Here is a 23409-nt window from a genome sequence, read left to right on the forward strand (position 1 = left end):
CCCCCCCCCCCCCCCCCCCCCCCCCCCCCCCCCCCCCCCCCCCCCCCCCCCCCTTTTAGATGTGTATAAGAGACAGTGCCAAACCAATTCCACGACTCGCACCAGTTATTAATATTTTCTTCAGCAGCATTGAAACGTTAACTTTTTAACCAAAGGTAATGCTTTTAACCTGAGGCCTATAACATTTTGAATAAAATCATGTACTCAAAATGTTATTTCACATAATTAATCGATTGAAATTCAAATATTTAACAAAATAAGCACGATGCTTATATGAGCTAAAGTTAGCGATTTATTGCATAGTTGACGAATTTACAATAATTGAAAACGATTAAAAACTTCCTTATAGGCAAACGTACAACAAACCTTTCAAGAAAGCGCCGGCTACAACAATCAGGATAAACAATAACACTGTGATGCGGACAAATAAAGATGCTTTTCTTGAATGGTTAAACTCCAAAATATTTGCATTTAGTAGACTAAAAAAAGGTGTATTTTACAGCCATTGACCATGATTTCAGTGCTATTCTTCTTGGCTTGTCCACCAATAAACGAACGGAAATACAATAATTTTTGTTTATAATTGTTAAACTTAAAACGACATTATCGACATGAAACACAGGTTACTTTCTCTTGCTGCCGTCCTCATTTTAAGCTCAACTATCCCAAACCTGTGGGCGCAGGCACCTGCAACGGCCCAACAAGCACCTGCAAAAACGCAGGCTACTGCCGCCAAAACGCCTCTGCAAACGACTAAACCGGCACCTAGCTATACCCGGATAGATACGGCAAAAAATACAGACCCCAGTTTACATGGCCAATACCAGTTCATGCTATCGAGATCAAAATCGCTGAACGGCTATAAACTGATCAATCCCTATCGTTTAAGTACCCTATGGCAAAGTGTAAGCGATACCCTCCGCAAGGAGCGCGTGGAACTGAATAAAGCCAAGAGCAAAATTGCCGAGCAGGCCAAAACCATCAACAGCCTCCAAACCGACATCAACGGCAAGGAAACTTCGCTAAACAATGCAGATGCCAAAGTAAACGAAATCAATTTCCTTGGCATTTCCTTTACTAAAAGTACCTATAATATTATCGTATGGTCTATTATCGCAATCTTGGCCATTGCGCTGTTTGTGGTGATTGCCCGATCTACGAAAAACATTTTGGAAGCCAAGCACCGCACCCAGCTTTACGACGAGGTTTCGGCCGAGTACCAGGCCTATAAGGCCAAGGCAAGCGAAAAGGAGCGCAAATTAGCGCGCGAGTTACAGGATGAGCGCAACGCGATGGAAGAGCTCAAATCGAGAGGCAAATTATAGGCTGTACATTTAATCCACCTTACTTTAATTTCGACACAAATTCCAACACCTCGTCTGTCTTGGTGGCAGGATTATCCTTAACCGTATAGTTTGGCCATACCGGACCAGCATCCTTGGCATTGCCATTGGCCCGAACAAACTGCTTGGTCGAAGTAGAAAAAGTAAAACCCGTATAAGGCAGCTTCAGGTAAATCAGTTCGCCATAATCATTGGCAGGTTCTCCCGTAGCCTCGCCAACCAGGGTAGCCAAATGATAATCCTGGATGGCATTGGCCAGCATGTTGGCGCTCGAAAAGGTTTTTGGACCTATCAGCACCAATACCGCACCCTTGTAAAGCAAATCATTGTGCATTGGCGGTTGAGGCTTTGCCGCGCTGCTTTTCAAAACCGAGCCGTTTCTTGCTTCAAAATAGTAAGGCATTTCTTTCGCCCCTTCTCCTTTCATTCGTTCGTTAAGCTGCTCTTTATAGGTTTGGCTCACTTTCCATCTTACACCGCCAGTCATCCTGAAAGGCTTTTCGGTGATATAGCCCAGCAACATTTCGCCCAAGGCCGAGTTGCCGCCACCATTTAAGCGAAGGTCAATGATCAATCGTTTAGGTGCTTGCTGCTTGATTTGCCTGAAAGCAGAATCCAGGAAGGACTTAAATAGCTCTGGCTTGGCGTTAAGCGAATTGATTTTTAGATATACATCGCCATCGGCCAATAGATCATAGGCATATTCTGTTTTTTTGGGTGCTTTTGGCAAACGGCCTAGCTTCTCGCGCAGACTAAGCAAGGATATCGGGTTCAAGATAGCCTCCATGGTCTTGCCTTCGTGCAAATACACAAGCCGGTAAGGCCCCTTAATGCCATAAATATCCAGGTAGGCAAGCATGTCTCGGCATACGTCAACTGCGCGCCACGATTGAAGGCCACCCATGTGCCGGCTTAGGATGTCGATCAGTTTAGGTGCCGGTATACCATTGATGCTTTCAACCTTATCGCCTACAACAAGCTTGCTCTCGGCCGAAGCATCGGCCCGCACAACCAGGTACCTGCCATCAAATTCACTAAAAGCTACCGGGAACAAAATATTGCCATTCGCCTTGATTTCGACAAGCAGCTCTTCCGGCAGGTTAAGGCTGCTATGGCCTTCGTTCAGCGAGCCCACTAATGGCGCTATGAGCGGCCAGGCCTGCAAAGGGGTCATCCCATCGTGCAACAAATTGGACAAGCTATCCCTAAGCTTCCGATACTTTTCCTTACTGATGCTATGATACATATTGGGATGCACCTCATTGGTGGTAGCCACAAGATAGTCTATATCGCTGAGCAACTGCCGTTTGCTCAAACGTTTCTCGGATTTAGCCGTATCTATTCCGCTGGCAAACAAATTGGTACAGCAGACCAGCATGAGCAGGCAAGTGAAGAAATGTTTCATAACAAGATGACGATAAGTTGCTGTTTAAAGCAGCAATAGTCGCTATTTTTTTTGCTCGCGAAGAAAAAAGCTCTATTTTTTTACATTTATTACGAAATTTTCGTAATTAAAATTTAGTTTAATAAATTCACTATGAAGCAATTGGCTATAACCAAAAGCTTAACCAACCATTTATCAAACTCAACAACAAACAATGGAAAAAACAAACGAAAATGGCTTAAGCCTCAGGAAAGGCGAACAGCTAGACCGGAAGCAACTGAAAAATGTATTGGGTGGTGGACCGGGTGGCCCTGCAGGCCCAGGATGCCTCGAGTGCATCGTGTGGGGCGTAGTAAAGGAATCGACTTGGTACGAGGCCTGCGGTTCGATGTTTATTGACGATTATTGCAAGCAAAAGTATGGAATGGATGCCACCGCCCGCTGCTCACGCGAATGCAGCAAAATAGACCATTTAGACAATGGTGATGATCCGGGGCCTATACAACCTTAAGAAAACCCAAACCATTGCTCAAGAAAAAGCCCCGAAAATTTCGGGGCTTTTTCTTGAGCTATAAAATCGTTAAACTTTGATTTCTACTTCAACACCGCTAGGCAATTCAAGTTTCATTAAAGCATCTACGGTTTTAGAGTTAGAGCTATAAATATCCAAAAGACGTTTATAGGCGCACAACTGAAACTGCTCACGTGCTTTTTTGTTCACGTGTGGTGAACGCAAAACAGTAAACACTTTTTTCTCTGTTGGCAACGGAATAGGTCCGCTAACTACTGCTCCTGTAGGCTTTACAGTTTTTACGATTTTCTCGGCAGACTTGTCTACCAAGTTGTAATCGTAAGATTTTAATTTGATTCTGATTCTTTGGCTCATGTTTTTATTAAATTAAGACCTGTGTTAGAGCTATTTATAACAAAGGCCGGGTTTATCTTTCGTAAGTGTAGTACGTATAGCGCAGTGCGAATTTCGTCGCTATACGCTATACGCCTATCTCTATACTTAATTAGTCGTTAGACTTTACTTTACCTTTTGATTTGGCAATTACCTCATCTTGTACGTTACGAGGCGCAGCTTCATAATGGTCAAATTCCATGGTTGAAGTTGCACGGCCCGAAGTAATGGTACGCAATTGGGTTACATAACCAAACATTTCAGAAAGTGGAACCAAGGCTTTGATCACCTGGGCACCGTTACGGGTGTCCATACCTTGCAGTTGGCCACGACGACGGTTCAAATCGCCCATTACATCACCCATGTTTTCTTCTGGAGTTAACACCTCGATTTTCATGATTGGCTCCATCAATACCGGCTTACATTTTGGCAATGCTTCGCGGAAGGCCTGACGTGCAGCGATCTCAAATGACAAGGCATCTGAATCGACCGCGTGGAATGAACCATCAATCAAACGAACTTTCATATCTGGCAATGGGAAACCTGCCAAAACACCGTTCGACATGGCTGCTGCAAAACCTTTCTCTACCGAAGGGATAAACTCACGAGGAATTGAACCACCTACGATTTCGTTTACGAATTGCAAGCCGCCTTTTTCGTAATCGGCATCAATTGGAGAGATTACTACTTGGATATCGGCAAACTTACCACGACCACCAGTTTGTTTTTTGTAGGTTTCGCGGTGTTGGGTAGTACCAGTGATAGCCTCTTTGTAAGCTACTTGTGGTGCACCTTGGTTTACTTCTACCTTGAACTCGCGTTTTAAACGGTCGATCAAGATATCCAAGTGAAGCTCGCCCATACCTGAAATTACGGTTTGGCCAGTCTCTTCATCTGTTTGAACTTTGAAAGTTGGATCTTCTTCGGCCAATTTGCCCAAAGCCATACCCAATTTATCCACGTCGGCCTGAGTTTTAGGCTCGATAGCCAAACCGATAACCGGGTCAGGGAAGTTCATCGATTCCAAAACGATAGGGTTTTTCTCATCGCAAAGGGTATCGCCAGTTTTGATATCTTTAAAGCCTACTACCGCCGCAATATCACCCGCACCTACGTTAGGAATAGGGTTTTGCTTGTTGGCGTGCATTTGGAAGATACGAGAAATACGTTCTTTGCTTTCTGAACGGGTATTGTATACGTAAGAACCAGCTTCCAGGTTACCCGAGTAAACACGGATAAAGCACAAACGGCCTACGAATGGGTCGGTTGCGATTTTGAAAGCCAATGCAGAGAAAGGCTCTTTTACATCTGGTTTCAACAATACTTCTGCACCTGTATCAGGGTTAGTACCTTGAACACCTTCTGAATCAAGAGGTGAAGGCAATAGCTCCATTACATAGTCTAACATGGTTTGTACACCTTTGTTTTTGAAAGACGAACCGCAAACCATAGGAACGATTTTAGCATCCAATACCGCTTGACGCAAGGCATCCAATACTTCGCGCTCGGTGATGGTTTCTGGGGCTTCGAAGAATTTCTCCATCAAAGTCTCATCGTACTCCGCTACCGATTCCAACAATTTCTCTCTCCACTCGGCTACTTCTTCCACCATATCGTCAGGAATTGGAACTTCAGTAAAGGTCATGCCTTTATCGTGCTCGTTCCAAACGATACCACGGTTGTTGATCAAATCAACTACACCTTTAAATTGGTCTTCGGCACCGATTGGCAACTGCAAAGGAACGGCGTTAGAACCCAACATATCCTTCACTTGTTTTACCACTTTAAGGAAGTCGGCACCAGAACGGTCCATTTTGTTAACGAAACCGATACGGGCTACGTTATAGTTGTTGGCCAAGCGCCAGTTGGTTTCTGATTGAGGCTCAACACCGTCAACGGCAGAAAACAAGAACACCAAACCATCCAATACGCGCAAAGAACGGTTTACCTCTACGGTAAAATCCACGTGTCCTGGGGTATCGATAATGTTGATGTGGTATTTGTGGCCTCTGTAGTTCCAGTTTACGGTAGTAGCCGCAGAAGTGATGGTGATTCCGCGCTCGGCCTCTTGCACCATCCAGTCCATTGTAGAAGCACCTTCGTGTACCTCGCCAATTTTGTGGTTTACACCTGCATAATAAAGGATACGCTCTGTTGTAGTGGTTTTACCCGCATCAATGTGAGCAGCAATCCCGATATTTCTTGTGAATTTTAAATCTCTTGACATATTTTTTAATTAAAGAATGATAGAAGTAAGTGAATGATTGAATGCAGTAAAAACCACTCAATCATCCAGAATTCTATCATTCAATCATTTTATAATTAAAATCTAAAGTGTGAGAACGCTTTGTTAGCCTCAGCCATTTTGTGCGTATCTTCTTTCTTTTTAACGGCTGCGCCTTCGCCTTTAGCGGCCGAAACGATTTCGCCTGCTAATTTTTCTTTCATGGTTTTTTCGCCACGTTTGCGAGCGTAAGAGATCAACCATTTCATGCCCAAGGCAATTTTGCGGTCTGGTCTTACTTCGGTTGGCACCTGGAAGTTGGCACCACCTACACGGCGAGATTTAACCTCTACCGAAGGCATTACATTGCTCAAAGCACGTTTCCATACTTCTAAACCATTTTCGCCGGCTTTTTTCTCAGCTAATTCTACGGCATCGTAAAAAATAGAGTAAGCGATAGATTTCTTACCGTCGAACATCATGTTGTTTACGAATCTTGTTACCTGAACATCGTTGAATTTAGGATCAGGAAGAATAATTCTCTTTTTTGGTTTCGATTTTCTCATTGCTGTTTCCTCCTAATTATTTCTTTTTACCTTTTGTTGGTGCTGCAGCGGCTTGTCCTGGTTTAGGGCGCTTAGTACCATATTTACTACGACGTTGGTTACGGCCAGCTACACCTGAGGTATCTAATGCACCGCGGATGATGTGGTAACGTACACCTGGTAAATCCTTAACACGACCACCACGGATCAAAACGATCGAGTGCTCTTGCAAGTTGTGGCCTTCTCCTGGAATGTAGGCATTCACCTCTTTACCATTGGTTAAACGTACACGGGCTACTTTACGCATTGCTGAGTTTGGTTTTTTAGGGGTAGTCGTATATACACGTGTACATACACCTCTTCGCTGTGGACAGCTGTCCAACGCCGGAGACTTACTCTTGAACTCCAGTGCTACTCTACCTTTTCTAACTAATTGTTGAATGGTTGGCATTTTCTGCTTTTTGTGTTTTTGTTTTTTATTTTAAATACCTCATGGCCAGTTGATAACTAGGCTACATTAAGGGATTGCAAAAGTAGAAACTTATTTTGTGATAATCAAGGCTTTGCACGAGTTTTTTAATTTAAGTAGGATTCCTTAATTTTTGGGTAACCCGGCAGGCAGTTCTGTCGGGAAACCCATGGCCTATACTCCATCGCCAATGGCCAGTAGTTGATAGCTGACGGGGAATAGGATTTGGGGTGCGGTTGAAAATCCAGCAGTTCAACAGCTTCCGGTTGGCTATTCAACAATTGAAAAGTTTAGCAGTAAACACATCAAAGTTGGCAGTTGGCAATCAACAATGCAGCCATTAACCAGTAAGCTAACCTGCCAATGATCTTTGATCCAAAAAGCCATGCCAATACGTTTCGGCCGGAGCAGCCCGCTAGCCACTTTACTCCGTGTCCGCTTTTATCGGGTTTATTCAGGTTGGCTACTGCGCCTATCGGGAAGCCTATTCAACCATCCAACAGCCAAACAGCTTCTTCATTAACTGTCCAACAATTAGGCAATCGAATCATAAAAAATGACAGATTAACTCAGAAATTAACGAACTTGCCTCCATCAATTTTAACACATGACCAAAAAACGAATTTATCTTATCACCCTACTCGTTATACTGGCCTTCACCGCCGTTGAAGAACTTTGGCTCAGGCCTTATTTATTCAAAACCCACCGGATGGCTTTTGGCATTGCAGGCTCCTTCCCTAATTTTTTGGCACCAATTATTCTGTTGTTCGGCACCTTGGTTTTGGTACCGCATCGGGCAAATAGGCTGTTGGCAATCGTAGTTGCGTTTGTGGTGGGCCTAGTGGTTTATGAATTTGCCCAGCCCTATATAGAAGGTCGGGTTTTTGATGTCAACGATATTACGGCGTCTGTTTTAGGCGGCGTGGTTGGTTACGCTTGGGTAATGGCCATTAATAAATTAACGTCAATTAAAGAGGAATAGTCAGGAGTTATTAGTTGGCAGTTCTCAGTTTGCAATTCAACAGTTCAGCAATTCCTTTGTCCGAAGGGGTGGTTCAGCTAACGAGCTAATCCGCTAATCAGCCAATGAACTATTGAACTAATGAACCAATAATTCTATTTACAATCTTTAAAGGTCTCACTGATGGCTTTCAGCTTCGCAACCGCAGCCTTTAATGATTCTGGCGCATTGCCATATTCGAAAGTAATTTTGTATTCCTTCCCATTCGATTTGAAAGCCACCCACTCGGCACCCCCATCGGCACAATCGGGACAACCAATTACTTTTGGCAATTTGTAAACTGCGTCGGCATTCAAGAGCTTTCTGATTTCATTTACCTCGCTTTCGCTAACCGAGCTGTTGCATGTTTTGGTGGCTGTAGGATCTCCGTTTTTTTGACGGGCCATCGTGGTCTTGTTGCCGCTAATCGAGAGTTCATTGTGGCAATAGCCTGCACACATGCCAAAGGATGTTCCATAGCTGATATTATCCACATTTTCGAAGCCTTTCTTTTCGCAAGAAGAAAATGCGAAGGCTAAAATGCCTACAAATGCAAGGATTAAAGATTTTTTCATGAGTTTGGTTTTAAAGTAAACTTAATTCTAATACGTAAGCAAGCTCAAAAACGCTACAGCTTTAAGAGAATATGTAAATCAGTTCTTCTTGAAAAACCACAACACCAAATCATCAACTAAAACTTCAGGGTACCTTTAGTCCATTCATTTAAAGTCGTTTCAGCAGTAAGTGAATGAATACCTGTACCTTGAGCGATTTCTTCAAGTATTTTCATACTTTCCTTTTCACGAATTGGCAATAGATAATATGCTGCCCAAAGCCTTACACCTACAAAATGATTATTTAAACAAATATCTAGGATTTCTAAAGCATTGTTCTTTTTAAGAAAGTCTATTGCCTTCTTTATTTCTTTATAACATTTATTACCAACTTTATAGTTTCCTTGCTCTGTTGCTTCTGCTTGTTCGATTGAAGCCCTTTCAAAAATTTCTAGCGCAACTTCATTATCTTTGATTCTTATCATTATTTTATTGTTAAGGTTGCCAGCCAAATTGCTTTAAAGTTTTAATGCCAAAATCATATTGCTCCTGAAACCCTTTACCGCTAAGCCATTGTCTAACTGTTTGACCTCCCGTAAATGTTTGTTTTGAAGAATAATAACCAGAAACCTTGGCATGAATAGATTCAGTTCCGTGCTCAAGCCCCACAAGATTTCCTGTATTATGAATTGCTTGATTACCAAAATTAGCAATATTATCTGGTGTTTGTTCTACAATATGACTCCATGCTTGCCCTCCTGCTTTCCCATAAGCTTTTAAACGACGAAAAGGGATCGAAGCTTTCATTAATATACTTTGGCCTTAGATGATGAGCGGTTGTTTCGACTATTTTCTTTTCAACGGTCTTAACCGATTCTTCAGCTACCTCCTTGACTGCTTCTTTCACAATCTGTGTTCAGGCGCCTTTATAGCAGATGCGGCCAGCATCATTTCTCCACCGCCGGCCCTGAAAGCCAGCCATTCTATTGCATTCCCTACCAGCTTAGCAGAGGATATCGCCTTATTTAATTTGTATTCTAAATCTACCTAACTCAGGATTAGAGATTCAGAAAAGAAAAACACCCTATATCTATTACAAAATAATTACAATACTAAAGTTACTTTATTAATTTACTTTAGTACTTTTGTACATGCCAATTCCAATTCAAGAAGTTTCGAAATTAAGGGGCCTGATTTTCAAGCTCACGCGAGTAGCCAAAAAACAGTCGCATGAATTCCCTTTTTCGGCTACCGAAATGAACATTATTGGCCACCTGGACCGAAACACCGAACTGTTGCCATCGGCCATTGCCGAAATGGAACATATCTCTGCACAGGCCATTTCCCAGTGCCTTAACAACTTGGCCCAAGCCAATTTCATTAACCGCATTACCGACCAAAACGACAAGCGCAAAACCCTTATTACGCTCTCGACCTATGGCAAAACCAAGCTTTCGGAAATTAAAAGCTTAAGAGACGGATGGCTCAAGAAAGCGATCGACGAAAGATTGGACGCCCAGGAAATCGACGCCCTCTCCCAACTGATTCCCTTGTTAGAAAAAATAACCGCCCCAGAAACCAAATCCGTGTTGCCATGACCATGTTCCGCTCCTTTAAATACTACAATTATCGCTTGCATTTTACCGGACAATCTATTTCCCTAGTGGGCACATGGATGCAGCGTGTGGCCGTAAGCTGGCTCATTTACAGGGTTACGGGCTCTGCCTTTATGCTGGGCTTTATCAGCTTTTTGAGCCTAATCCCAGCACTCATCTTGGCCCCCATTGCAGGCAACTTTGTAGACAAACGGAACAAATTCAAGACAGTTTTAACGTGTCAGGTTATTTTTATGGTACAGGCGGGCTTGCTGGCACTGCTCATCTGGCTCAAATACTACAATATTACCATGATCGCGGTTTTGAGTTTGATTCAAGGCATCGTGGCCACATTCGAAACCACGGCAAGGCAATCGCTGGTGGTAGAATTTGTTGACGACAAAGAGGACCTGCCCAATGCGGTAGCCCTCAACTCTTCCGCCTTTAACGCCGCCCGTTTAATCGGTCCGGCCATGGCAGGCATTATTTTAAGCACCTATGGCGAAGATGCCTGTTTCATTATCAATTTCTTGAGCTTTATACCGGTTATCATCTGTCTGTTGCTGATGAAACTGGATCTTAAAAAAACCGAAACGGCACTCGAAGACGTTTGGACAGGCCTGAAAAAAGGTTATCATTACCTGGAAGATTCGCCCGATATTTCTTCGCTGATTATTGTGCTGGCCTTCTCAAGCTTGATGGTGATCCCTTTTTCTACCTTATTGCCCGTTTTTGCCAAAGATGTTTTTAACGGCAATGCCACTACCTTTAGCTGGTTTGAAAGTGCGGGCGGACTTGGCGCCTTGACGGGAGCCATTTACATGGCTTCACGTAAAACTGCCAAGAATATGCAACAGATTGTCATTTCGTCGGCCTTTGTATTTGGCGCAGGATTGATTTTGCTGGCCGTTGCACCAAGTGTTTGGCTGGCCCTGATCAGTACCGGATTGGCCTGCGTAGGCATGATGATGCAAACCGCAGCCATCAACACTTATATCCAAACACATTCTGTTAACGAATTGAGGGGACGCGCCATCAGCTATTACTTAATGGCCTATCAAGGTGTATTGCCTTTGGGCACCTTGCTGGTTGGTTATTTTGCGCACCTGTACAGCGCCCAAACCATTGTTTTTGTAGAAGGTATCTTAGCCATCCTGATTATCTCCGGCTATTACTTTTACAACAAAGACAGGGTAGCCAAAGGGGTTTATCAGGCTAATTAGCGCTTGGTAGTAATCACCCTGCCTGTAACCAGGTTAAATTCGTAGATTTTGTACAGGCCGTCGTCGCTGATATTGATGCTTTCTACCAAACTGGTTTTGCTAAACCCATCGGTAACCATATCGCCGATTTTGATGTCTTGAAGCGTTTCTTCCGGGGTTTCGTCGTTGATCCTGATCATGGCTGAGGAATTGCTCCCCAAAAATGCTTATTTTAGCTGGCATTGTTGGCAATTGAAGCCACAATTCTTTAGTCGAACTTCATGCTTGTTCTATGGTCAGTTTTGAAAATTTGAGACAAATGGCGCTCGCCTATCCCGAAACCTTCGAAAAACCCCACTTCGACCGTATGGCTTTTTATGCGGGCAAAAGAATATTCGCCACATACGACCCCAAGACAAACCAGGCCAATTTAAAACTTACGCTTATTGACCAGGATGTGTTTCATCAATTCGACCCTGTACACATATTTCCAGTGCCCAACAAGTGGGGCCAGGCAGGCATGACCACTTTCTGCTTGGCGCACCTGCGAACAGACCTCTTTGCCGATGCCCTGCAAACGGCTTATGCCAACATGATGAAAAAGGCATAAAAAAGCGCCCCGACTGCTGTACAACCGGGACGCTTCACAAACTAACAAACTTTAATTATTTAGTTTCCTGCTTTTTTAGCGGCTTTTTTAGCGGCTTTGGCTTCTTTTTTGGCTTTTTTTGCAGTGGTATCGGCAGCTTTTTTAGCTTCTTTAGCTGGTTTCTCTACTTTGGCTGCTGGTTTGGCAGTTTTAGCAGGTGCAGTTTGTGCACTAACAGTGTTTACGGTAAAGGCGGCTACTAGCGCGATCATTAATACTTTAATTGCTTTCATGTGTTTTACTTGTTTTAGATTTTGATTAATACTGCTAATGTCTTTACCAAACATGAAGATTTGATGAATATTTAACAGTCTAAAATTAATTGTTTCTGGAGGCTCAACATGCCTCTTTATGGATAAGCAGAAAGTTCTCTGGCAACATGGCCAAAGAACCTCCCGAAAAATCTAGTGGATTAAGATTTTTTTACTGCTTTTTTGCCATGGTGTTTTTTATGGCCTTTTTTTACTTTTTTCTCTGATTTGGCAGCTGGCTTTTCAGTTTTGGCAGCTGGTTTGGCTGGTGCAGTTTGTGCGCTTACGGTGTTTACGGTAAAAGCGGCTACTAGGGCGATCATTAATACTTTAAGTGCTTTCATTTTTTTATGATTTAGTGATTATTAAAATCGTTTAACAATACTAATGTCAGCATACAATATGAAGATTTAATGAACTTGCAAGAGCCTGCAAAAGAAATTTGAACACCACAAAACGGCCAAGCAATACCGAGCAAAGTAGCCTACTTCATGGTCCATTCGATACCGGCCAATACCTGTTTTAAAAACAAGGGGTCTTTGTACGATTCTTTGGTATGGCCCAAAGCGGTATAGAAAACCCTGCCTCCATCAAAGCGATGGTACCAGGTAATGGGATGATCGTTTTTCATGGTTCCCCCTTCGTAGGAAGCCTCATCTACCTTTACAATAACCTTAACCGAGTTATTGAACGATTTGAAGTTATACCATTCGTCGGTATGCCTCCAAACTTCGGGAAGGCCTTCTACCACCTTGTTTTGCGGATCGACCAACAGGAGCTTGGCTTGCTGCACTTTGGGATGGCTCTCAAAAAAACCGCCCACCATTTGGCCATACCATTCCCACTCAAAGCTAAAATCGGTAGCGGCATGGATACCTACAAAACCGCCACCCTTGTTGATGTATTTTTTTAAGGCCTTTTTCTGCTCGTCGTTAAACACATTGGTGCCGGTAGGGCTTAAAAAAACAAGCGTTTTGTACCTGCGCAGGTTTTCCAAATTAAAGGCCTTTACGTTTTCGGTTGTATCGACATCAAAATTATTTTCTTCGCCCAGCTTTTTAATGGCCACAATACCATCGACGATGGAAGCATGCCTATAGCCTTTGGTTAGCGAAAAGACGAGCACCGCCGGTTTTTTGAGGTTTTCGCGTTTGGGCACAAAACCAAATGACAGCACGATGCTTAAACAGGAAAGGGCAAGAATGAAGCGTGTTTTCATAAATAGGAGAGTTTGGTTGACAATGAAGGCTAATTTAACGAATCTGTTGGCAATTTGAGCGAAGGCAATTTCCTTTTTTCAGGAGGCAACTGTTTAAACTTACGGTAAGAATCAAGCAGGTAGAACTTAAAATCCTCTACATCGGCCTTACGCACAAATTTCAGGCTAGGCCTGTACATCATGATAAAAGCATCCAACTCGGGCTGCTTGATGGGCAAGACAGCCGTAATGGTTTGCACATTAAAACGCCGGTCTATTGGGAGCTCCAGTTCTTCGCGCTTCAGCATGCGCTTAAACCTGCGGGCATTGCGTCCTTCTCTACTAAAAAGGGCAGATGGATAGAATAGCAAGCCCCTGCCCTGTTTGAGATGTATGGCCTCACCCTTGTTGAGCTCTCGCGCATATTGCTCGCTGAGACTCATGCCTTTTACCGAAACCGTATTTAGGGTATTGACTTCCAAAGCCAAGTATCTTCTCAGCGGTTTAAGGTGGATAAGCAGCAGCGTATCCGGCCTGTAGCCAGGCGATTTAAAAACCAACAGGTCGTTTAAGGATGCTTGGATTACAAATTCGCCTTTGGCATTGCTGGCGGCTTGTTCCTTGGTATTGAGGTTGATGATGTCGGCTTGGTTAATGGGTTTTCGCGAAGCCTGCGCAAATACCTCGCCTTTTACCTGGCTTTGCGCACTTGCCCAAGCAATACCTAAAAGGCACAGCATCAATATCATAAAAACCCTTTTGCTCATGATCAAATATAATGATTGACCCTAACACCGGACTTTCTTTAACACTTTTTAGCATTTGGCTAAGGCAACACAAAGCCTACATTGTATTTTACCTTTTTGTTTTTGAGCACATATTCCGAAGCCACTTCCCCATCTACCAAAATCTTAAATGTTGCTGGGGCATATTGGCCTTTAATTTTAGGCGTAGCCGATAAATCCTTTCCTTTGGCAACGACTTTGAGTTTGACTGCCGTTCCTGAGCTCAGCCTTACCGTCTGTTCCCAGTTTCCGCTTACGTTTTTTAGTTTTGCGGTTTGATTGTCGGCATCGACATAACTTACCCTGGCAGTTAGGCCTTCGCCTAAATCGACTTGGTATGTAACCTGATAGCTATCTTTTCGAACAGACTTGAGTGTTCCTTTGTTAATGGAATAGATTGAGCAGCTGCTCAATACAACCAGAGATAAAAGCAGGACAATGTATTTTTTCATAAATTGGGATTAAGATAACCAGATGTATACCCTTCTATAAACAAGACGATGGCTTGGCGGATTTGGTTGCAAGACGAGTTGACTTATTGTTAGCTTGTTATTGGAAGCTGCCAAATGAAATTGGTTTAGCAAAAACTATCGATGTACAGCTGCTCCACCTTTTTTCTTGCCCACTCGGTTTTACGCAGAAATTTGAGGCTCGACTTTACAGAAGGATCTTTTTTAAAACAACCGATATTGATCATCCTGCCCAATTCTTCCCAACCATAGCGCAAAAACAATTGGTTGATGATGAATTCGAGCGTTAATCCATGTAAGGGGTTGTTCTGTTGTTTAACCATAGTCCAAAAGTAACGAACCAAAGCTACGATTGCAAACCTAGGCCTAATCCAGCTTTACATTGTCGATGCTAAAAATGGTGGTGGGCTCTGATTTGCCCTTTAACAAAATCGAGCCCATGTCTTCAATCACAAAGCGCTTGTCTAAACGACTGATCTTTACCACATAGTCTGACACCAAAAAAGTCTTGCCCAGCTCCTTACACATGCCCTGTATGCGGGCCGCGGTGTTGAGCGTATCGCCATGGTAGGCAATATCGCGTTTAACCTCGCCAATTTCTACAGCCGTAACTTTGCCCAAATGCAGACCGGCCTTAAACTGGGGCACCACGCCATATTTTTGCAGGTAATAATCGTTGCGCTTTTTAAATTCGCGTTCGCAGGCAAAAAAGAACTGTATGCACGACAGCTTTTGCAAACCTTCGCCCAAAAGCCAGGTTACTACAACCTCATCGCCAACATACTGATAAATTTCGGCACCAAAGCGCAACAGCACATGGTTGATGTCCATAAAGCTGTCGCGGATAAACTCGCTGTACTTGATGTGGCCCAGCTGCTCGGCAATGGTGGTAGACGAATTCAGGTCCATGAACATGAAAATACGCTCTTCTTCTTTGGGCGTTCTGTACTTGCCCAACAGCAAAGGCACCAATACACCGGGCCCATATTTTTTGTTTACTTGGTTGATAAAATTGATCAACAGGGTCATGAACGCATAAAAAACAAGCAAAGGGTAATAGATATAAATCCAGGTATTTTTATTGAAGGACACAAACGACTGCACAACGGGTTCGTACAACAGGTTTCTGGTCAGGTAAAAAAACACACTGAAGATTACCAGAAAGAACAATCCCTTCAGGATAATGACCACCCCTACCGGACGGTCTTTAAACGGTTTCCGATCAAAAAGAATATTGATGAGGCCTGAGATCATACCATACAGCACTCCTAATACTACGGCAATCAGCAATACCGGAAAATACCCTCTATAAATGGTTAAATGGTAGGTTTTGCGTACCGAAAGCTCTACCAGATGTACAATACTGGCAATAAAGATGTTGGCAATAATCCAAAAATACACCTGGATCAGCAATTGGCTGGCTATCGGGTAGCTTATGGCGAACCTTCTGGCGTAAGTGGTATAGTCAAATTCTTCTTTCATTGCGTGAATATCATCAAAAAAACCGAAAGTAAGACGGCCTGTTTTCAGTTGGCAGTCTTCGGTTTTTAGTTCGCAACCGGCTGATGAACCATTGAACCGCAAGGTTATAAACAAAAAAGCACAGCACTGGTTTGATCCGGCACTGTGCTAAACCCTAATCCTCCTTTCCTAATTCACCGTGTTCCTAGGGTTGCTTCTTCCATTGCTGGCGCCTACTTTGGCAATTTTGTAATTAACAGAAAGGTAAAAGTAGCGGGTAATGTTGTTGTAGCGTACGTCTTCTATCCTGCTATTGTTTACCAAACGATCAATATTCGTATTCTGCTTCAAAATATCAAATCCCTTGAGGGCCAGCGTAAACCTGCGTTCCATGAAATATTTTTCGAGGCCGGCATTGAGCAAAAAGACATTGTTGTTAAATCCTCCGGTGCGACCAGCGGTTCCGTTGTGCTCTAACTGGGCATCAACCCTGAAATTCTTGAACAGCTCGTAACTGATATTGGCCGAATTATAAAAATTGAAGTATTTATTGTTTACCGCCACCGGAATAGAGTTGTTCACCTTGTTGTAGCTCACATTTACATAAAGGCCCGTGTTCAGTTTTTCGTCGATATCGTAGCTGAGGCTGGCATTGGGACCAAAACCATATCGATTGGTGATGTTTTTCTCGGCATTGATGAAACTTGTGGCATGCGAAAGATTGAAATTGATGCCATAACCCATACGCAGGCCCTTTAGCTTCAGTGGCATCCCAAAATAGCTGCCCGTGTTAATGTAATAATTGCCATCCACATTAACCGGCTTGACCAATTGTACGCCGTTGACGTAGTTCACGTCGTTACCAATATCGTCGAACGAGAGATTGTACAGGAAATAGCCATTCCAATACCTGTTGTTATCTGGACTAAAGGTGTTGAAGTTGACAGACACCCTGTGGTTTTTCCTGGCGTTAAGATCAGGATTGCCAATGCGTTGGTAAAGCGGATTGTTGTTGTTCTGCACGGGTTGCAAATCGTTTACCGATGGCAGGTTTACATTCGCGTTGTAATTGAGCTGTATGGTTTGGTTGTTCTTGTTTTTGAAGCTGATATTTAAGCGTGGCAATACATTGTAATAGGTTTTCGAAATATTACCCACGTTAACACCGGCGCTGCTTAGCAAAGCCGCGTCTAAACCCGTTTGTTGCAGGCCAAAACCAAAATTGTAGGTCCATTCGGTACGTGCATAAATAAAACCAACACGGGCCGCCTGTAGCCAGTTGTGGTTATCGAGCGTGTTGCTGTAGGCTGGCACAATAATTTCGTACTTGCTGGTCAGCGGATTGTAATCGTAGGTAAGCTGTTCGGCATCTACCATGCTTCTGTTGTAGATATAGCCCAAGCTGGCATTCCATCTCTTGTTAAAAACCGGCCGTACATAGTTGGCGTTGATGGTATAGGTTTTGGAAATATTTTCCTGACTGGCCTGTTGGTCGGTATTGGTGGCTATCGGCGCGCCATTGGTGTAGTTGTTGATGTACGAACGATTGGTCCAATCTGAATTAAAGGTATTTTGCGTGCCATTAAGCCTTAGCGATACCGAACCTTTGTTGTTGGGCATGCGGCGAAGTATCGAAAATTCGCCAAAAAGCGATGGCGTTACATTCTTTTGGTTCAGGTACTGCGTGCCCTCATTGCTTTGGCCGCTGGCATCGAAAGCCGAACTGAATTTGCGGTTGTTGATGTTGGTGGTATAATTCAGGATCACGTTTGGCCTGAAAATGATATCGGTAAGCGAATCGGGATGGTATTCGGCCCTAAGGTTAAAGCGATGCGCCTGGTTGTCGCTGTTGCGCACGGCCTGTTCTGCCGTTCTTAAGATATCGCCCTGGCCCAAATCCTGTATGTTGGACAGGCGGTTGCCCAAACCCGACGAGAAATAGGTAAAATAGCTGGTGCTTAGCGCCAAGGTATTTTTTTTGCCCCAGGTATTGCTATAGTTTACCCCGCCGCTGTGCGTTGATACGTCGCCGATGGCATTGTTATCGAAAACGCCAGAACCGCCAATGGTGGTTTTGCCGTTGTTTACGTTAATAGAAAAGCTACCTCCCGCAGGTGGTGCAAAAATATTGCCGATGTTGCCTCCGGTAAAGCTATTGAGGTCTTCAAAATTGAAACTGGCATTGTTTACGTTATTGCTCATGCCCAACACGGCAAACTGCAGGTTTTTGTTAAAATGATTGGCGCTCAAATAGCCATTGTATTTATCAGTGGTACCGCCTGCTACATTGGCATTGCCAAACCAACCGTTCTTTTTATCCTCTTTAATAGTCAGGTTCAGCACTTTTTCGCGCTGGCCGTCGTCAATACCCGTAGCTTTGGCTTCTTGGGTCTTGCTGTCTACGATTTGGACTTTGGCAATGGCATCGGCCGGAAGGTTTTTGGTAGCCGTTTTAGGATCGGTTCCGAAAAAGTCCTTCCCGTCAACGGTTAGCCTCGATACTTTCTGCCCTTGCACCAAGATATTGCCATCTTTATCGATTTCGACACCTGGCAGTTTTTTAAGCAGCTCTTCTACCGCGGCATTGGGCTTGGTTTTAAAGGCGCCCGCATTAAATTCGAGCGTATCTTTTTTCACCTTCATATTGGCCTGCTGCCCGGTTACATTTACTTCTTTGAGGCTAATGGCATCTTCTTCCATTTTTAAGGTGCCCAGGTTAACTATACCGCTATTGGCGGCTACTTTCATGCGAATGGTTTTATAGCCTAAGGCCGATAGCTTGAGCAGGTACTCGGTCCTTTTCAGGTCTTTAAAACTGAACTCGCCCGAAAAATTGGTAATTACGCCAGTTCGTTTGGTCGAATCGGCGGTTTCGGTAAGCACTGCTGCCGCGTAAGGAATAGCCTCGCCACTTTTGGCACTAAACAATTTGCCGGTTACCGTGGCCACTTCTTGTGCGAAGACTTTCGTACATAAACTGCACAGCAAGAGCATCAGGATGGTTTTTAAAGTCGTTTTCATGTTGTTTGTTTGGAAAATGCAGGCTTTTATTTTCAAGCTTGCCATCCATAAGACACCATAAAAAACCAAGTGTGACAGTTTTTGGCAAAAAAAATTGAAAAAGTGGTTTTTGCATAAAGTCGCAGCCGGCCAAAAGGCCAAGAGCAAACTGGCTGACCAGAACTGGTCTTCGACATCAAGATTTTTGCGAATCAAAAAGCCCGGCCAACCAAAGTTGCCGGGCTTTCTGATCGCTTTAAGCTTTAAGCTTATTTTTCTTTGGTAAACGTATAGTCGTTACCATTTTCGCTAACTTTCATTTCGTTTTTGGCAGGGTTAAATTCTACCTCTAAGCCTCCCTCTTCATTCGTAAACTTATTGCCGCTTACAAACATCAACCCAAAAGCTGGTTGCGTACCTGCCTGTGCCATTAATTTGCCATCCACTTTGCTGATGATGATTTTAATGCCTACGCCCTGGGCGGCATAGGTGCCCAAATACGCGTCTAAATTTGCTGGTGCAACCGAAGCAGTTGATGTACCGCTAGCCGTCCATTTATTGTTGTCTGGATTGCTATCTGGCAACACTCTTTCTGGATCTAGTTGTACTTCGGTAATTTCTTCGGTGGTTGGATAGCGCACCAACCAGGTGGTGTTTTTCATCCAAACATCAACCGGTACTTTTACGACATCTGTTTTGCCGCTCTTGGTTTTGATTTGGAGGATAATCGGCATCGGCATCTTTTCGAGGTTGTTTACGCGGATGGTGTAACCGGTTAGCTTGCCATCTTTCATTACCTCTTTCACCTCGCCTAAGCCTTGATCCATTTTCCAGCTGTTCAAGAACCAGCTTCTCCAGAACCAAGCCAGGTCTTCGCCACTGCCATTTTCCATCGAACGGAAGAAATCGAAAGGCGTTGGATGTTTGTAAGCCCAGTTTTTGATGTATTGCCTGAATGCATAATCGAAGCGGTCTTTGCCCAAAATCTGATCTCTCAAAATGTTAAGTCCCCATCCTGGTTTGCTGTAAAGGTTGATACCGATATTGGCTTCGGCCATGCCATCAGGCATTTGCATAATGTTTTCGTAACGCGGATTGCCAATGCTCGATTTGCCGATGGCATTCATGTTTGGCTGACGTTGTTTGTACTCGCCGTTGTTGAAGTTTTGCGAAGAAATACCATTGATAAAAGTATTGAAACCTTCGTCCATCCAACCGTATTTACGCTCGTTCGAACCTACAATCATCGGGAACCAAGTGTGACCAAACTCGTGGTCGATTACGCCCCAGGCACTGCCTTTTTTGGCATTCCAGCCACAAAAAACGATACCTGGATATTCCATACCACCAATATTGGTTGCTACGTTAACTGCCATTGGATAAGGATATTCGTACCACATTTTCGAGTAATGCTCGATAGTGCTTTTTACGTATTCAACGCCACGGCCATAAGCATCCATGCCATTGCTTTCTACCGGTTGTGCAGATACAGCCAACGATTTTTTGCCACTTGGCAGGTTGATGCGCGCGGCATCGAGCACAAACGATTTTGACGAGGCCCAAGCCGCATCGCGGGCATTGGTAATTTTGAATTTCCAGGTCAGTCTGTCTTTTGCCGGGCGCGATTTTGGGTCGGTTACTTCAGCCTCAGAACGGATATGTACGGTTGCATCGCTCAGCTTAGCGGCATTCCATCTTTTCAGTTGTTCTGCAGTAAATACTTCCTGCGGGTTCAGCAACTCGCCAGAGCCCATTACGATGTGGCTTGCAGGCGCATTAACCGAAAAAGTAATATCGCCGTATTCGCAATAGAACTCGCCACCGCCCCAATAAGGCAAAGTATTCCAGCCAATTACGTCGTCGTAAACGCACATGCGTGGAAACCATTGTGCAATGGCATAAATTTCGCCGTTTTTGGTAGTCAGGTGACCGGTTCTGTCAGATCCTTCTTTAGGCACGATGTAAGAATAATCCATGCTGATGGTTATCAGGTCGCCGTTAGGTGCCATCGGTTGGTCTAAACGGATCTGCATACGGGTATCTTCAACCATAGAGGTAAACTTTACAGGGGCCGCCTTTTGCGTTACCTTGATGTTGCGGATGGTATAGCCGCCCTCAAACTTCTCGCCTTGCGCGCCATAACGGCTACGTGCAGGTGTTACGGCATAACCACGCGAAGTTTCTTTAAAAGTATTCTGGTCTAGCTGCAGCCATAAATAAGGCAGCTTATCCGGACTGTTGTTTTTGTAGGTAAGCGTTACGGTGCCGCTTACCATGTTCTTGGTTTCGTCAAGGCTTACCGAAATGTTGTAATCAACGCGGTTTTGCCAATATTTGGCACCTGGAGCTCCATTGGCCGAACGGAATTCGTTTCCGTTTTGGGTATAGAACAGTGGGCCAAAGGCATCGGCCGGGACATAATTGGTTGCCGGCGGCGTGGTTTGTTGTGCATAGCTCGTGAGGCCAAACAAGCAAACCACCGCTGCAAGTGCAGCATGTTTGGTTAGAAATTTAAGCATAGTGGTTATTGGTTTGTTATATTTTTTGCCAACAAGAGCGGTTTTTTTAGCCAGTTCTTGTTTTTTGTTAAAGGTAAAAGCTAATTGAATAAATTCAAACAGATACTCAATATTGTTACGCCGTGTTAGGGATTATTGGCCTTTAATTTAGGGAGAGAAGGAAGTTTGCGTTGCTCTGGAGGCAGTTTGCTCCAGGTATGATAAGCCCTTACCGTGTAATAGGCATAGTTAAAAGGGCGTTCGGCCTTGATTTGATCAACCGTAGGCCTGTACAAACCCATAAAGTTCTTCATATCTTCGTCGTTGCCCTCAAATTTAACTACGCTTCTGATATAGGCAGGGTTAAAATTTTTCGATATTTCTTCATTGTAGCGGTCGTTTTCTTCAAGTTCGGCAATCTTGGCCTGTTGCCTGCGGTATTTGCCAAAGCCGAGGTTTAGCCTTACGCCTCCTCTTTCCTTGCTCATATCAACCTGTCGGGCAGGTTTGGCATCGGGATCGCGCGCATCCAAAAAAGGCGATATCTTGGCTGTGGTAATGTCAACAGGCTTAAGGTTGTTGACCACCTGCCTCAAATAAATGTTTTTGGGAAAAAGATTAGTGAGGTATACCGTATCGGTTTGGAAGCCGGCCATGCCAAAAGAAATAAGGTCGCCAATTTTGGCTGCAATCGCAAAATGGCCATCCTTATCGGTTAAGGTCAATGCTTTGGTGCTCAGGTTTCTGATCGTGGCATTTTCCATTGGCGTAGTCCGGTTGTCGTTATCGAAAATATTACCGGTAAGGGTATTATTCTGCGCCAATAATTGCAGTGGAAAGGCCAGCAACAGCATTAAGGTTAACTTTTTAAGCATACTCAAATTTAAAGCTCTTTTTAGGTAAGCTCTTGTATTTAACAAAATTTAACAGAAAACTGATTTTAGTTTTTGAAAACACCTGGCCGACAATTGTGCACAAAGAAAACAAAAAAAGGGAATAATTACTTATCCCCTCTTTGTATTGGTGCACATCAATTATTTTGAAGTAGCCGCAGCTACGACTTCGCCCTTGATGATGATTGTTTTTACAGGCTCTTTCGAGTTCGATTTAATCGTGGTTGCTTTGGTAAACACGCCAACTGCAGCCGCATTGTAGGTTAACTCTACAAAACCGCTTTCGCCTTTTTTAACCGGCGTTTGGGTGTATTTGGCCACCGTACAGCCACAAGCTGGCTCTACCGCCGAAATGATCAAAGGCTGATCGCCAACATTTTTAAACTTTAAGGTTACGTTAACCGGTTTTCCTTGTGGGATTTTGCCGAAATCGTGGGTTTCTTTTTCAAATTTGAATTCGGGCTGTACGTCTTTCATGGCGGTTACTCCGACGAAACTTGCTACAGCAGCAAATAGAACGATTAATTTTTTCATAATATTGATTTTAATGATAGTTGCCTAGTCAAAAAGCCATGGGCTACCCTTATGTTACCCGATAACTGCTGACGGTTAGGATGATTTAAAAATTTCTTTGCCATAAACCTACGAACAAAGTAGGTTATAATCCAAAAAACTTGTGGTCAATGAACAAAAAATTCATCAAATCTTCATTTTGTTCAGGCCTGGCTCGTTATTTCAGCAGCGCCTGGTAGGCTTCTTCGCTAAAACCAATTAAAATGGCTTTGCCATTTTGCTCAACCACAGGGCGTTTAATGCTGTCTCTTATACACATCTGACGCTGCCGACGAACCACGACAAAAAAAAGGTGGTGGGGGGGGGGGGGGGGGGGGGGGGGGGGGGGGGGGGGGGGGGGGGGGGGGGGGGGGGGGGGGGGGGGGGGGGGGGGGGGGGGGGGGGGGGGGGGGGGGGGGGGGGGGGGGGGGG

General features: G+C 44.0%; 27 protein-coding genes. 6 read left to right on the forward strand and 21 right to left on the reverse strand.

Annotation, left to right across the window (positions count from 1 at the left end):
* Window positions 1-611: 611 nt before the first annotated feature.
* The gene (locus JHD69_RS14835) at window positions 612-1325 is read left to right on the forward strand and encodes a hypothetical protein (RefSeq protein WP_199141126.1); all 714 of its coding nucleotides are present in this window, start codon (window positions 612-614) and stop codon (window positions 1323-1325) included.
* Window positions 1326-1344: 19 nt separating this feature from the next.
* Here JHD69_RS14835 and JHD69_RS14840 read toward each other — a convergent pair whose 3' ends face one another.
* A complete protein-coding gene (locus JHD69_RS14840; RefSeq protein ID WP_199141127.1) occupies window positions 1345-2748 on the reverse strand; it encodes a S41 family peptidase in 1404 nt (467 codons plus the stop codon).
* 193 nt (window positions 2749-2941) lie between these two features.
* On the opposite strand from JHD69_RS14840, the gene JHD69_RS14845 reads away from it, so the two are divergent.
* Window positions 2942-3238 (forward strand): hypothetical protein, encoded by a 297-nt coding sequence (locus JHD69_RS14845; protein ID WP_199141128.1) that lies wholly within the window; start codon window positions 2942-2944, stop codon window positions 3236-3238.
* A gap of 69 nt (window positions 3239-3307) precedes the next feature.
* Here the strand turns inward: JHD69_RS14845 and rpsJ are convergent, their stop codons facing one another.
* From rpsJ to rpsL, 4 genes are all read right to left on the reverse strand, one after another.
* The gene (rpsJ, locus tag JHD69_RS14850; RefSeq protein ID WP_084237698.1) at window positions 3308-3613 is read right to left on the reverse strand and encodes a 30S ribosomal protein S10; all 306 of its coding nucleotides are present in this window, start codon (window positions 3611-3613) and stop codon (window positions 3308-3310) included.
* 130 nt (window positions 3614-3743) lie between these two features.
* Entirely contained in the window at window positions 3744-5858 is a 2115-nt protein-coding gene (fusA, locus tag JHD69_RS14855; protein ID WP_199141129.1) for an elongation factor G, read from the reverse strand.
* A 95-nt stretch (window positions 5859-5953) separates the two neighbouring features.
* Window positions 5954-6421, reverse strand: coding sequence for a 30S ribosomal protein S7 (gene rpsG, locus JHD69_RS14860; protein ID WP_199141130.1), 468 nt, complete (start codon window positions 6419-6421; stop codon window positions 5954-5956).
* A 16-nt stretch (window positions 6422-6437) separates the two neighbouring features.
* A complete protein-coding gene (rpsL, locus tag JHD69_RS14865) occupies window positions 6438-6851 on the reverse strand; it encodes a 30S ribosomal protein S12 (RefSeq protein WP_109926363.1) in 414 nt (137 codons plus the stop codon).
* Window positions 6852-7476: 625 nt separating this feature from the next.
* On the opposite strand from rpsL, the gene JHD69_RS14870 reads away from it, so the two are divergent.
* Window positions 7477-7851: a VanZ family protein gene (locus JHD69_RS14870; RefSeq protein ID WP_199141131.1), complete on the forward strand. Its 375-nt coding sequence runs from the start codon at window positions 7477-7479 to the stop codon at window positions 7849-7851.
* A 134-nt stretch (window positions 7852-7985) separates the two neighbouring features.
* Here JHD69_RS14870 and JHD69_RS14875 read toward each other — a convergent pair whose 3' ends face one another.
* The 3 genes from JHD69_RS14875 to JHD69_RS14885 all read right to left on the reverse strand — a co-directional run bounded on the left by JHD69_RS14875 (window position 7986) and on the right by JHD69_RS14885 (window position 9230).
* Complete coding sequence (locus tag JHD69_RS14875) at window positions 7986-8444, reverse strand: hypothetical protein (RefSeq protein ID WP_199141132.1); 459 nt, start codon at window positions 8442-8444, stop codon at window positions 7986-7988.
* 116 nt (window positions 8445-8560) lie between these two features.
* The gene (locus JHD69_RS14880; RefSeq protein ID WP_199141133.1) at window positions 8561-8908 is read right to left on the reverse strand and encodes a DUF2019 domain-containing protein; all 348 of its coding nucleotides are present in this window, start codon (window positions 8906-8908) and stop codon (window positions 8561-8563) included.
* Window positions 8909-8918: 10 nt separating this feature from the next.
* Complete coding sequence (locus tag JHD69_RS14885) at window positions 8919-9230, reverse strand: hypothetical protein (protein ID WP_199141134.1); 312 nt, start codon at window positions 9228-9230, stop codon at window positions 8919-8921.
* 344 nt (window positions 9231-9574) lie between these two features.
* Here JHD69_RS14885 and JHD69_RS14890 point away from each other — a divergent pair, with 344 nt between their 5' ends.
* Window positions 9575-10021, forward strand: coding sequence for a MarR family winged helix-turn-helix transcriptional regulator (locus tag JHD69_RS14890; RefSeq protein ID WP_199141135.1), 447 nt, complete (start codon window positions 9575-9577; stop codon window positions 10019-10021).
* Complete coding sequence (locus JHD69_RS14895) at window positions 10018-11241, forward strand: MFS transporter (protein ID WP_233165941.1); 1224 nt, start codon at window positions 10018-10020, stop codon at window positions 11239-11241. The genes JHD69_RS14890 and JHD69_RS14895 overlap by 4 nt, the downstream gene beginning before the upstream one ends.
* Here the strand turns inward: JHD69_RS14895 and JHD69_RS14900 are convergent.
* Window positions 11238-11441 carry a hypothetical protein gene (locus tag JHD69_RS14900; RefSeq protein WP_233165943.1) on the reverse strand — a complete coding sequence of 68 codons (204 nt, stop codon included), beginning with the start codon at window positions 11439-11441 and terminating at the stop codon, window positions 11238-11240. The genes JHD69_RS14895 and JHD69_RS14900 overlap by 4 nt on opposite strands.
* Window positions 11442-11539: 98 nt before the next feature.
* Between JHD69_RS14900 and JHD69_RS14905 the strand changes: the two genes are divergently transcribed.
* A complete protein-coding gene (locus tag JHD69_RS14905) occupies window positions 11540-11830 on the forward strand; it encodes an MmcQ/YjbR family DNA-binding protein (RefSeq protein ID WP_199141137.1) in 291 nt (96 codons plus the stop codon).
* Window positions 11831-11889: 59 nt separating this feature from the next.
* Here JHD69_RS14905 and JHD69_RS14910 read toward each other — a convergent pair whose 3' ends face one another.
* From JHD69_RS14910 to JHD69_RS14965, 12 genes are all read right to left on the reverse strand, one after another.
* Window positions 11890-12156 carry a hypothetical protein gene (locus JHD69_RS14910; protein WP_199141138.1) on the reverse strand — a complete coding sequence of 89 codons (267 nt, stop codon included), beginning with the start codon at window positions 12154-12156 and terminating at the stop codon, window positions 11890-11892.
* Window positions 12157-12281: 125 nt separating this feature from the next.
* A complete protein-coding gene (locus JHD69_RS14915) occupies window positions 12282-12464 on the reverse strand; it encodes a hypothetical protein (protein WP_199141139.1) in 183 nt (60 codons plus the stop codon).
* A 140-nt stretch (window positions 12465-12604) separates the two neighbouring features.
* Window positions 12605-13339 carry a ThuA domain-containing protein gene (locus JHD69_RS14920; RefSeq protein WP_199141140.1) on the reverse strand — a complete coding sequence of 245 codons (735 nt, stop codon included), beginning with the start codon at window positions 13337-13339 and terminating at the stop codon, window positions 12605-12607.
* Window positions 13340-13368: 29 nt separating this feature from the next.
* Window positions 13369-14085, reverse strand: coding sequence for a hypothetical protein (locus JHD69_RS14925; protein WP_199141141.1), 717 nt, complete (start codon window positions 14083-14085; stop codon window positions 13369-13371).
* Window positions 14086-14144: 59 nt separating this feature from the next.
* Window positions 14145-14555, reverse strand: coding sequence for an MmpS family transport accessory protein (locus JHD69_RS14930; RefSeq protein ID WP_199141149.1), 411 nt, complete (start codon window positions 14553-14555; stop codon window positions 14145-14147).
* 125 nt (window positions 14556-14680) lie between these two features.
* Window positions 14681-14896 (reverse strand): VF530 family DNA-binding protein, encoded by a 216-nt coding sequence (locus JHD69_RS14935; protein ID WP_199141142.1) that lies wholly within the window; start codon window positions 14894-14896, stop codon window positions 14681-14683.
* Window positions 14897-14939: 43 nt separating this feature from the next.
* Window positions 14940-16055, reverse strand: a complete 1116-nt coding sequence (locus tag JHD69_RS14940; protein WP_199141143.1) for an adenylate/guanylate cyclase domain-containing protein — start codon at window positions 16053-16055, stop codon at window positions 14940-14942.
* Between the two features lie 168 nt (window positions 16056-16223).
* Complete coding sequence (locus JHD69_RS14945) at window positions 16224-19055, reverse strand: TonB-dependent receptor (protein ID WP_199141144.1); 2832 nt, start codon at window positions 19053-19055, stop codon at window positions 16224-16226.
* Window positions 19056-19303: 248 nt separating this feature from the next.
* Window positions 19304-21553: a M1 family metallopeptidase gene (locus JHD69_RS14950; RefSeq protein WP_199141145.1), complete on the reverse strand. Its 2250-nt coding sequence runs from the start codon at window positions 21551-21553 to the stop codon at window positions 19304-19306.
* Between the two features lie 125 nt (window positions 21554-21678).
* The gene (locus tag JHD69_RS14955) at window positions 21679-22407 is read right to left on the reverse strand and encodes a hypothetical protein (RefSeq protein WP_199141146.1); all 729 of its coding nucleotides are present in this window, start codon (window positions 22405-22407) and stop codon (window positions 21679-21681) included.
* A gap of 159 nt (window positions 22408-22566) precedes the next feature.
* On the reverse strand, window positions 22567-22959 hold the full coding sequence (locus JHD69_RS14960; protein WP_199141147.1) for a DUF1573 domain-containing protein: 393 nt from the start codon (window positions 22957-22959) through the stop codon (window positions 22567-22569).
* Window positions 22960-23155: 196 nt separating this feature from the next.
* Window positions 23156-23409 (reverse strand): arsenate reductase family protein (locus tag JHD69_RS14965; protein WP_370583499.1); only part of this gene is annotated, 254 nt, incomplete at its 5' end.

The organism is Pedobacter sp. ASV12 (genome assembly GCF_016429155.1).
In the GTDB taxonomy this organism is placed as follows: domain Bacteria; phylum Bacteroidota; class Bacteroidia; order Sphingobacteriales; family Sphingobacteriaceae; genus Pedobacter.

Excerpts from the sequence above, each read along its gene's own strand:
- JHD69_RS14835 (WP_199141126.1), top strand. The coding sequence starts at position 612 with ATGAAACACAGGTTACTTTCTCTTGCTGCCGTCCTCATTTTAAGCTCA.
- JHD69_RS14840 (WP_199141127.1), bottom strand. The coding sequence starts at position 2,748 with ATGAAACATTTCTTCACTTGCCTGCTCATGCTGGTCTGCTGTACCAAT.
- JHD69_RS14845 (WP_199141128.1), top strand. The coding sequence starts at position 2,942 with ATGGAAAAAACAAACGAAAATGGCTTAAGCCTCAGGAAAGGCGAACAG.
- rpsJ (WP_084237698.1), bottom strand. The coding sequence starts at position 3,613 with ATGAGCCAAAGAATCAGAATCAAATTAAAATCTTACGATTACAACTTG.
- fusA (WP_199141129.1), bottom strand. The coding sequence starts at position 5,858 with ATGTCAAGAGATTTAAAATTCACAAGAAATATCGGGATTGCTGCTCAC.
- rpsG (WP_199141130.1), bottom strand. The coding sequence starts at position 6,421 with ATGAGAAAATCGAAACCAAAAAAGAGAATTATTCTTCCTGATCCTAAA.
- rpsL (WP_109926363.1), bottom strand. The coding sequence starts at position 6,851 with ATGCCAACCATTCAACAATTAGTTAGAAAAGGTAGAGTAGCACTGGAG.
- JHD69_RS14870 (WP_199141131.1), top strand. The coding sequence starts at position 7,477 with ATGACCAAAAAACGAATTTATCTTATCACCCTACTCGTTATACTGGCC.
- JHD69_RS14875 (WP_199141132.1), bottom strand. The coding sequence starts at position 8,444 with ATGAAAAAATCTTTAATCCTTGCATTTGTAGGCATTTTAGCCTTCGCA.
- JHD69_RS14880 (WP_199141133.1), bottom strand. The coding sequence starts at position 8,908 with ATGATAAGAATCAAAGATAATGAAGTTGCGCTAGAAATTTTTGAAAGG.
- JHD69_RS14885 (WP_199141134.1), bottom strand. The coding sequence starts at position 9,230 with ATGAAAGCTTCGATCCCTTTTCGTCGTTTAAAAGCTTATGGGAAAGCA.
- JHD69_RS14890 (WP_199141135.1), top strand. The coding sequence starts at position 9,575 with ATGCCAATTCCAATTCAAGAAGTTTCGAAATTAAGGGGCCTGATTTTC.
- JHD69_RS14895 (WP_233165941.1), top strand. The coding sequence starts at position 10,018 with ATGACCATGTTCCGCTCCTTTAAATACTACAATTATCGCTTGCATTTT.
- JHD69_RS14905 (WP_199141137.1), top strand. The coding sequence starts at position 11,540 with ATGGCGCTCGCCTATCCCGAAACCTTCGAAAAACCCCACTTCGACCGT.
- JHD69_RS14910 (WP_199141138.1), bottom strand. The coding sequence starts at position 12,156 with ATGTTTGGTAAAGACATTAGCAGTATTAATCAAAATCTAAAACAAGTA.
- JHD69_RS14915 (WP_199141139.1), bottom strand. The coding sequence starts at position 12,464 with ATGAAAGCACTTAAAGTATTAATGATCGCCCTAGTAGCCGCTTTTACC.
- JHD69_RS14920 (WP_199141140.1), bottom strand. The coding sequence starts at position 13,339 with ATGAAAACACGCTTCATTCTTGCCCTTTCCTGTTTAAGCATCGTGCTG.
- JHD69_RS14925 (WP_199141141.1), bottom strand. The coding sequence starts at position 14,085 with ATGAGCAAAAGGGTTTTTATGATATTGATGCTGTGCCTTTTAGGTATT.
- JHD69_RS14930 (WP_199141149.1), bottom strand. The coding sequence starts at position 14,555 with ATGAAAAAATACATTGTCCTGCTTTTATCTCTGGTTGTATTGAGCAGC.
- JHD69_RS14935 (WP_199141142.1), bottom strand. The coding sequence starts at position 14,896 with ATGGTTAAACAACAGAACAACCCCTTACATGGATTAACGCTCGAATTC.
- JHD69_RS14940 (WP_199141143.1), bottom strand. The coding sequence starts at position 16,055 with ATGAAAGAAGAATTTGACTATACCACTTACGCCAGAAGGTTCGCCATA.
- JHD69_RS14945 (WP_199141144.1), bottom strand. The coding sequence starts at position 19,055 with ATGAAAACGACTTTAAAAACCATCCTGATGCTCTTGCTGTGCAGTTTA.
- JHD69_RS14950 (WP_199141145.1), bottom strand. The coding sequence starts at position 21,553 with ATGCTTAAATTTCTAACCAAACATGCTGCACTTGCAGCGGTGGTTTGC.
- JHD69_RS14955 (WP_199141146.1), bottom strand. The coding sequence starts at position 22,407 with ATGCTTAAAAAGTTAACCTTAATGCTGTTGCTGGCCTTTCCACTGCAA.
- JHD69_RS14960 (WP_199141147.1), bottom strand. The coding sequence starts at position 22,959 with ATGAAAAAATTAATCGTTCTATTTGCTGCTGTAGCAAGTTTCGTCGGA.